Annotated in this window: 7 protein-coding genes; 5 read left to right on the plus strand and 2 right to left on the minus strand. The window is 65.9% G+C overall.

Annotated features, from left to right (window positions below):
• The first annotated feature begins 43 nt into the window (after positions 1-43).
• Positions 44-1438, plus strand: coding sequence for a tryptophanase (locus ACE3UY_RS00465; RefSeq protein ID WP_374685589.1), 1395 nt, complete (start codon positions 44-46; stop codon positions 1436-1438).
• An 82-nt stretch (positions 1439-1520) separates the two neighbouring features.
• On the opposite strand, the gene ACE3UY_RS00470 is transcribed toward ACE3UY_RS00465, so the two are convergent.
• Together ACE3UY_RS00470 and ACE3UY_RS00475 are read right to left on the minus strand one after the other, a co-directional pair.
• Entirely contained in the window at positions 1521-3128 is a 1608-nt protein-coding gene (locus ACE3UY_RS00470; RefSeq protein WP_374685590.1) for a hypothetical protein, read from the minus strand.
• A gap of 85 nt (positions 3129-3213) precedes the next feature.
• A complete protein-coding gene (locus ACE3UY_RS00475; RefSeq protein WP_374685591.1) occupies positions 3214-4014 on the minus strand; it encodes a class I SAM-dependent methyltransferase in 801 nt (266 codons plus the stop codon).
• Positions 4015-4235: 221 nt separating this feature from the next.
• On the opposite strand from ACE3UY_RS00475, the gene ACE3UY_RS00480 reads away from it, so the two are divergent.
• The 4 genes from ACE3UY_RS00480 (at position 4236) to ACE3UY_RS00495 (ending at position 8411) form a co-directional block, all read left to right on the plus strand.
• Positions 4236-5471, plus strand: coding sequence for an ABC transporter substrate-binding protein (locus tag ACE3UY_RS00480; RefSeq protein ID WP_374685592.1), 1236 nt, complete (start codon positions 4236-4238; stop codon positions 5469-5471).
• A gap of 59 nt (positions 5472-5530) precedes the next feature.
• On the plus strand, positions 5531-6439 hold the full coding sequence (locus ACE3UY_RS00485; protein ID WP_374685593.1) for an ABC transporter permease: 909 nt from the start codon (positions 5531-5533) through the stop codon (positions 6437-6439).
• 111 nt (positions 6440-6550) lie between these two features.
• Positions 6551-7348, plus strand: a complete 798-nt coding sequence (locus ACE3UY_RS00490; protein WP_374685594.1) for an ABC transporter permease — start codon at positions 6551-6553, stop codon at positions 7346-7348.
• A gap of 1 nt (position 7349) precedes the next feature.
• On the plus strand, positions 7350-8411 hold the full coding sequence (locus tag ACE3UY_RS00495) for an ABC transporter ATP-binding protein (RefSeq protein ID WP_374685595.1): 1062 nt from the start codon (positions 7350-7352) through the stop codon (positions 8409-8411).
• The last annotated feature ends 232 nt before the right edge of the window (positions 8412-8643 follow it).

The following is an 8643-nucleotide window of genomic DNA, read 5'->3' on the forward strand; positions in this document are numbered from 1 at the left end:
CGGCGCTACAATCCGCCCATCCCACTATCCCACGGAGCTTCCCATGCAGTTCAAGACCATCATCGAACCGTTCCGCATCAAGACCGTCGAACCCATCCGCCAGACGACCCGCGAGGAGCGAGAGCGGCTGCTGCGTGAGGCGGGCTATAACCTCTTCCTGCTCCGCGCCGAGGACGTGCTTATCGACCTGCTGACCGACTCCGGCACGGGGGCGATGTCCTCCGGCCAGTGGGCGGGCATGATGCTGGGCGACGAGAGCTACGCCGGGGCGCGCTCGTTCTACAAGTTCGAGGCCGCCGCGCGTCGCATCACCGGCTTTAAGCACATCATCCCCACCCACCAGGGGCGCGCCGCCGAGCGCATCCTCTTCGGCTCGCTGCTGAAGCCGGGTGACATCGTGCCCAACAACACCCACTTCGACACAACCCGCGCCAATGTCGAGTACCGCAAGGCCGCGGCGCTCGACATCCCCACGGCCGAGGCGCGCGACCCGGCCCGCGTCCTGCCCTTCAAGGGTAACATCGACCTGGACGAACTGGAACGGACGCTGACCGAGAAGGCGGGCAACGTCCCCCTGGCGATGATCACCGTCACCAACAACTCCGGCGGCGGCCAGCCGGTCAGCATGGCCAACATCCGCGCCGCCAGCGAGAGCTGCCGCCGCCACGGCGTGCTGTTCTTCCTCGACGCCTGCCGCTTCGCCGAGAATGCTTGGTTCATCAAGACCCGCGAGGAAGGGTACGCCGAGAAGACGCCGCTGGCGATCGCCCAGGAGATGTTCAGCTACGCCGACGGCTGCACCATGAGCGCCAAGAAGGACGGCATGGCCAATATCGGCGGCTTCCTGGCCCTGAACGACGACGCGCTGGCCCAGAAGTGCAAGAACATGCTCATCCTGACCGAGGGCTTCCCCACCTACGGCGGTCTGGCGGGCTATGACCTGGAGGCCATCGCCGTAGGGCTGGAGGAGGTGCTGCACGAGGATTACCTGCAATACCGCGTGCGCTCGGTGGCCTACCTGGGCGACATCCTGACCGCCAACGGCGTGCCCATCGTCCAGCCGCCGGGCGGCCACGCCGTCTACATCGACGCCCGCGCCATGCTGCCGCACATCCCGCAGGAGGAGTACCCGGCCTGGGCGCTGTCGCTGGTGCTGTATCTGGAAGGGGGCGTACGCTCGGTGGAGATTGGCTCGGTGATGTTCGGGCAGGGGCCGGATGGCAGCGAGCACTCGGCGGCCATGGAACTGGTGCGCATGGCCTTCCCGCGCCGCGTCTACACCCAGAGCCACGTGGACTATCTGGCGGAGGTGATCCTGTACGTCAATAGCCTCAAGGAGCGCATCCGCGGCCTGCGGATCGTGGACGCGCCGCCGGTGCTGCGCCACTTCACGGCGCGGTTAGAGCCGGCGCATGGCGCGCTGCTGCTTGATTCGTAGTCCGCTTGTAGGGCGATTTGCCAAATCGCCCCACGACCCACGCACCGGTGGGTGTCGAGCGATTTGCCAAATCGCCCCACGCTCACGGCTGCGGCGGCGGGCCGGCGTCGGCCGGGATAGGCTCGCCGTCGGGCAGGCTGCGCAGGTCGTCGCAGGGGATGAAGCGAACGTCACCCCAGGCGTAGCCGCGATCGGTGAAGGTGGCGATGGTGTCGATCCAGCGCTTTTCGCCCTCGTCTAGCAAATAGATGTGGGGGCTGGCGGTGCACTTGAGCAAGATCGGGTCGGGATACTCGTAGACAATCTCGCGCACGGACGCGGGCAAGGCGTCAATCGCGCCCTGATTGATCCCGAACAGCCAGGGCAAGGCGAGGATCATCGCCAGCGACCAGGCCGCATAGGCGACCGTACCCATGCTAAAGGCGCGGTGAACCCCCTGCAGCCAGTCCGACGATCTGGCCCGCGCCCCGGCCAAGACGACGAGCGCCAGCAGGCCGATGTTGACGACGTTCCAGCCGATGAACACCAAGCGATTGGGCGTGAGACGGTCGAGCGCGGTACGGTAGACGATGGCGGCCAGCGCGTAGAGGCTGACGAGCAGCGCCAATCCGGCGACGGCGACGATGGCCCAGCGCAGCCACTGCGCTACCCGCGGCGAGGTCTCGGCCAGGCTGACCGGCGTCGCGCCAACCAGGAGTGCGACGACGGCAAAGAGCATCCCGTTATAGATGATCAGCACGTCGCGATTCTCGAATGGCTCACGGAAATTGAGCAGGACAAAGCCAATGTAGACGATCAGCACCAGGAGCGTCAAGGGCAGCAGGGTGCGCATCAGTGTCGCCACGAGCTTGCTTAGGCCCTCGTCGAAGGCCTGCGCGGACGGCGGCACGGACGGATTGTAGATCACGGCCACCGCGATGACCGGGATCAGCCCACCGCCCCCGGCAATAAACAGGCGCATGATCAGCTCCGACGGTTCTATCCCCAAGGCCGAAAACAGGGCGACGGTGATGCCCGTGAACAGCCCGCCGGCGATGGCAAACAGGCCGCCCATGATGAACACTTCCAGCGACTTGATCAGGAAGGCGAAGCGATCGCCCGCCCCGCGATGGTCGCGGGTCAGATACGCGCCTACCCCCGCCCAGGCCAACAGAGGCAGGTGCATGACCATGAGCGTGATGTACTGCTCCTGAAAGGGGCGCGTACCCAGGCGCGGGTAGGCCCAGAGCACGTAGCCGGCGGCCAAGACCAACACCGCGCCGATGAGCGCGGCCGGAAGCCAGCGCCGCCGCCCCGCAAGGGTCAGGTAGACGAGCACGAAGACGGCCGCCAGCGGCGCGGCCAGCAAGAGAAGGACGGGCAGGAACGTAGAGTAATCCAGGCGACCGCCGGCGGCGATCCGGACGGCAAAGCGCGCCTCATCGGAAAGCCACCAGAACAGCAGACCATTGATCACAGCCAGTGGGACAGCCCAGCCCCAACGGACGAACGTCCCCTTGGCTGCCGCCGCGACCGACTTCAGGCGGTAGTACCAGGCGGCATAGAGGAGGTTGTCAGGGTCGGTCGCGCGGCCCTTCTCGATCGCCTGCCAAAAGGCAGCCTCTTCGCCGGCCTTCAGCGCGGCTTGGTAGAGCCGTTCCAGTTGTTCCGGATCATGGGCATGGGAGTGGACGGTTTCGCGGTAAGACATAGAACCCCAGAGGATAGGCAGCACCTTGGTGCGCGCATATAAGCCAATTCTAGCGGAGTCGTCGCGCCCGTCAATTTGGCTCGGATTACACCCGGCCGGGCTTTGACGCACGGGTGGCTATATAGTTGGGGAAGTAGCGGCCGAGCCGGTCATCCTCCTTGCGCGCCTCGTAAAAGCCAGTGAGGAGGAAGCCGGCGTCCAACTGCCCGCCGATCTGATCTTCCAACGTGTGGCTGAACTCGTAAGGCGCGTGGGGGCCATAGAGCTTAACCCGCTCTTCCTCGCTGATGTCAGTCGCATCGGAGTATGGCAGCGGGTACTTCAGTTGGAAGATGCCCTCGGCGTCGGCCAGCGCCCGGTCGAAAGCGTACTCGATGGGGTTAACCGTACCCATCAGCAACGCGCCGCCCGGACGCAGCACCCGGTAGCACTCGCGCCACACCGGCCGCACCTCCGGCGCGAAAATGTTGGATACCGGATGGAAGATGAGGTCGAACGATCCGTCGGCGAAGGCGCTCAGATCGCGCATGTCCCCCTGCACGGTGCGAATGTCCAACCCCTCGCGCCGGGCGACGAGCGTGTCGCGGCTTAGTTGCTCCGGCGAGTTGTCGAACACTGTCACGTTGGCCCCGGCCGCGGCCAGGATCGGCCCCTGCTGCCCGCCGCCGGAGGCCAGGCAGAGCACGTCCACGCCGCGCAGGTCGGCCGGGAACCAGTCGCGCGGGACGGGCTTCTCCTCGGTCAGATAGACGGCCCACTCCCCGGCGCGGGCCGCGGCGATCTCGGCCGGCGAGACGGGCAGTGTCCAGCGGTCGCCGTCCTGGGCCCACTTGTCCCAGGCTATGCGGTTGTGAGTCAAAATGTCGGGGCGGTCTTGTTCGTCCATCAGGCTCCTCGCTTCTTTTTGCCGCAATACTATACAAGCCTGTGACAAACTGCTAGAATGCTCGCAGCAGAGGCTTGAGCTCTGGTGGTAATCGTGGGATGCGTTCGGCCGACTGTCGTGAAGGTCATCGTAGCAACGCCACCCGCCCCTTACGCCTCCAGGAGATGCGGTCCGTCCGTCCTGCATCCGATCAACCCTGTTTCGAGTTTCGGAGGAGAGAAATGCATAGCCACCTGATTCGGAAAACCATGTTGGTGCTGTTGCTGATCCTGGCCCTGGCGCTGGCCGCCTGCGGCGGAGGCGGCGCGGCCGAGCCGGAGGCCGAAGTCCCGGCCGAGACCGAGGCGACGGCCGCCCCGGCCGAGGAGGAAGCCGAAGCGCCCGCCGAAGAAGCGACAGCGGCCCCGGCCGAGGGCGAAGCGGCGGGCGACATGGACGCCCTGATCGCCGCCGCCCAGGAAGAGGGCATGCTGACGACCATCGCCCTGCCCCGCGACTGGTGCAACTACGGCGAGATGATCGACACCTTCAGCGAGAAGTACGGCATCACCGTCAACGAACTTGACCCCAATGCCGGGTCGGCTGATGAACTGGAAGCCATCCGCGCCAACAAGGACAACACCGGCCCACAGGCCCCCGACGTGATCGACGTGGGCCTGGCCTTCGGCCCGCAGGCCAAGGAAGAGGGGCTGATTCAGCCTTACAAGGTCTCGGTCTGGGATACCATCGCCGATGACGCCAAGGACCCGGACGGTTACTGGTACGGCGACTATTACGGCGTGCTGGCCTTCGCGGTCAACACCGACGTCGTCGCCAACGTGCCGCAGGACTGGGCCGACCTGCTGAAGCCGGAGTACGCGGGCCAGGTGGCCCTGGCCGGCGACCCGCGCGCCTCCAGCCAGGCCATCCAGTCCGTCATCGCCGCCAGCTTGGCCAATGGCGGGTCGCTCGAAGACCCCACACCGGGCTTGCAGTTCTTCAAAGAGCTGAACGACGCCGGCAACTTCGTGCCGGTCATCGCCCTGCCGGGAACCATCGCTCAGGGCGAGACGCCGATCACCATCGCCTGGGACTACAACAACCTGGCCTGGCGCGACAGCCTGGCCGGCAACCCGCCGGTCGAGGTAGTCGTTCCGGCCAGCGGCGTGTTGGCCGGCGTCTACGTCCAGGCCATCAGCGCCTACGCCCCCCACCCCAACGCGGCCAAGCTGTGGATGGAGTTCCTGTACTCGGACGAGGGTCAGAACATCTGGCTGAAGGGCTACTGCCACCCCATCCGCTTCACCGACATGTCCGAGCGCGGCGTCATCCCGGAGGAGCTGATGGCCGCGCTGCCCCCGGCCGAGCAGTACGCCCAGGCGGTCTTCCCGACCCAGGAGCAACTGACCACCAGCCAGGACATCATCGTCGAGCAGTGGGATACGGTCGTCGGCGCCGACGTGCAGTCCACTGAGTAATTCGCGCAGCTACATACCCCTCGCGGGCCGGCATGGCCCGCGAGGGGTATCTCCGTCTCATGGCGACCGACTCTTTCCCAACCCCTCTCGATGGGCCGCCGCGCCGGGCCCGGCGGTTTGACCGCGGCAGCCTGCTGAGCTGGCTGGGCGTCGCGCCCTTCTTCCTGTTCGCCCTGGCCTTTCTCATCGCCCCGGCCTCCTTCCTGTTCATCGGCAGCTTCCAGACGCTCGACGGCCAGTTCACACTGGAGAACTTCCGCAACTTGTCGGACCCGATCGTCGTCGACGCCTACACGCGCAGCCTCCAGGTCAGCTTCGCCACGGCGCTGGGCGGCACGATCTTCGGCTTTCTGCTGGCCTACGCGGTGACGCTGGGTGGACTGCCCCGCGCTATTCGCTCCGGGCTGCTGACATTTTCGGGGGTAGCCTCCAACTTCGCGGGCGTGCCGCTGGCCTTTGCCTTCATCGCCACGCTGGGCCGCATCGGCCTGATCACCGTGCTGCTGAAGAACATCGGCCTCGACATCTACCAGCGGGGCTTCTCGCTCTATAGCTTCGCCGGCCTCAGCCTGACTTACATGTACTTCCAGTTTCCGCTGATGGTGCTCATCATCACCCCGGCGCTGGAGGGGCTGAAACGGGAGTGGCGCGAGGCGGCCGAGAATCTGGGCGCGACTTCGGGCCAGTACTGGCGCTACGTCGCCTTCCCTGTGCTATTGCCGTCGCTGCTGGGCACGCTGATCCTGCTGTTCGCCAACGCCTTCGGGGCCTACGCCACCGCTTTTGCGCTGACCGGCGGCACGATCAACCTCGTCCCTATCCTCATCGGCGCGCAGATGCGCGGCGACGTGCTGCGCAACCCCGGCCTCGGCTACGCCCTGGCCGTGGGGATGATCGCTATCATGGCGGTATCCATCACCGCCTACACCCTGTTGCAGCGGCGTTCGGAGCGCTGGCTGAAGCGGTAAGCGCATCCACAGCTTTCGCTCGGCTGTCCTCAGCCGCGATTACGCAGATTTTAGAGCATTGTTGACAACGGTTGTGTTATCAATGAACGTGTTTGTGGACTTGGAGTGCGCATGAGACGAGCTTCCTTGTGGTCATGGTTGTGGGTCACGTTGGGCGCGCTCTACTTCGCCGTGCCGCTGATCGCCACGCTGGAGTTCTCGCTGAAGGCGGAGCGCGGCCGGTACAGCTTGACCGCCTACCGGACAGTGCTGAGCGACGCCCAATTCCTGCGCACCTTTACCTTCTCGGTGGAGATTGCCGTGGTGACCATTCTGGTCAGCCTGCTGCTCATCGTGCCGACGGTCTACTGGGTACACCTGCGGCTGCCGCAGATCCGGCCGGTTATGGAGTTCGTCGCCTTCCTACCGTTCGTCCTGCCGGCGGTCGTGCTGGTATTCGGGCTGATCCGCATCTACAGCCGGCCGCCCATCGCCCTGACCAACGCCGTCTGGAGCACCAATGTCCTGCTCGTCGCCGCCTACATGGGGCTGGCCCTGCCCTACATGTACCGGGCGGTGGACACCGGCATGCGGGCCATCGACGTGCGCACGCTGACCGAGGCGGCGCAGAGTCTCGGCGCGGGCTGGCCGACGATCATCGCGCGGGTCATCTTCCCCAACCTGCGCACGGCGCTGCTGAGCGGCACGTTCCTGACCTTCGCCATCGTCATCGGCGAGTACACCATCGCCTCGTTCCTGGCCCGGCCGATGTTCGGGCCGTATCTGGCGAATCTGGTGCGCAACAAAGCGTATGAGCCGGCGGCGTTGTCGATCATCAGTTTCGGGCTGACCTGGGCCATGATGGCCGGGTTGCAATGGGTGACACAGCGCAGCCCCGGCGCGGCGCAAGTGACGGCGGGACCAAGGTAGCATGGCTTTTCTAGAGATCGACCAGCTAACCAAGCAGTTCGGGACGATGACCGCCGTCAGCGGCTTCGACCTGGACGTGGAACAGGGCGAGTTCATCTCGCTATTGGGGCCGAGCGGCTGCGGTAAGACGACGGCGTTGCGCATGGTCGCCGGCTTCGAGCGGCCAACCAGCGGCGCGATCTGCCTCAACGGGCGCGACATCACCACGCAGCCGCCCAACCAGCGCCACATCGGCATGGTCTTTCAATCCTACGCCCTCTTCCCCAACATGACCGTGGCCGACAACGTTGGCTTCGGCCTCAAGCTAAAGGGCTTGGCCGCCGCCGATGCGCGCCGCCGGGCCGGCGAACTGCTGGAACTCATCCAGTTGCCGGACAAGGGCAAGAGCTACCCCTACCAGCTATCGGGCGGCCAGCAGCAGCGCGTCGCCCTGGCCCGCGCCCTGGCCATCGAGCCGCAGGTGCTCCTGCTCGACGAGCCGCTGTCGGCGCTGGACGCCAAGATTCGCGTCGAACTGCGGGCCGAGATTCGGCGCATCCAGCAGCAACTCCACATCACGACCCTTTACGTGACCCACGACCAGGAAGAGGCCATGTCCCTGTCCGACCGGGTGGTGGTGATGAACAAGGGATTCATCGAGCAGGTGGGCACGCCGTTCGAGATCTACAACTACCCCACGACCGCCTTCGCCGCCCACTTCGTCGGCCAGTTGAACGTGCTGCCGGGGCGCGTGCTCGACGCCGCCGCCGGCCGCGTGGCGGTTGGCGACCAGACGCTCGCCCTGCCGCCGCCGCTGCCCGCCGCCGACGGCCAGCCGGTGAAGCTGGCTGTGCGGCCGGAGGAGCTGGAGATCGGCGCGGCCGAGGGGCACAATAACCTGCGCGGCGTCGTGGACAGCATCACCTTCCTCGGCTCCATCGTCCGCGTGCGCGTGACCATCGGCGAGGCAAGCGTCATTGCCGATCTGTTCAACGAGCGGCTGCTCGACCTGCCCAAGATGAGTGAAGCGGTGACGGTGAACTTTCCGGCACATGCCGGTTGGATTCTTGAAGAAAGGGGCTAGGAGTTAGGGGCCAGGTTCTAGGGAAAAGCGCTCTTCCCTAGAACCTGGCCCCTAACCCCTGGTCCCTATCTGGAGAACGCCTGCGTCCCATCAATCGCCCCCCGCGCGACAGCCTCATGCAGCAGCGCCGTCCGGCCGCGGCGCTTGAAGTAGAGCGCGGCGTAGTTGCGCTGGACGGGCGCGCCATGAAACAGGTAGTGGCGCAGGCGGGCCGTCCCCTCGCGGGTGTCCA

Origin of the sequence: Promineifilum sp. (SeqCode), assembly GCF_041918635.1 — a bacterium.
Taxonomy (GTDB): Bacteria; Chloroflexota; Anaerolineae; order Promineifilales; family Promineifilaceae; genus Promineifilum.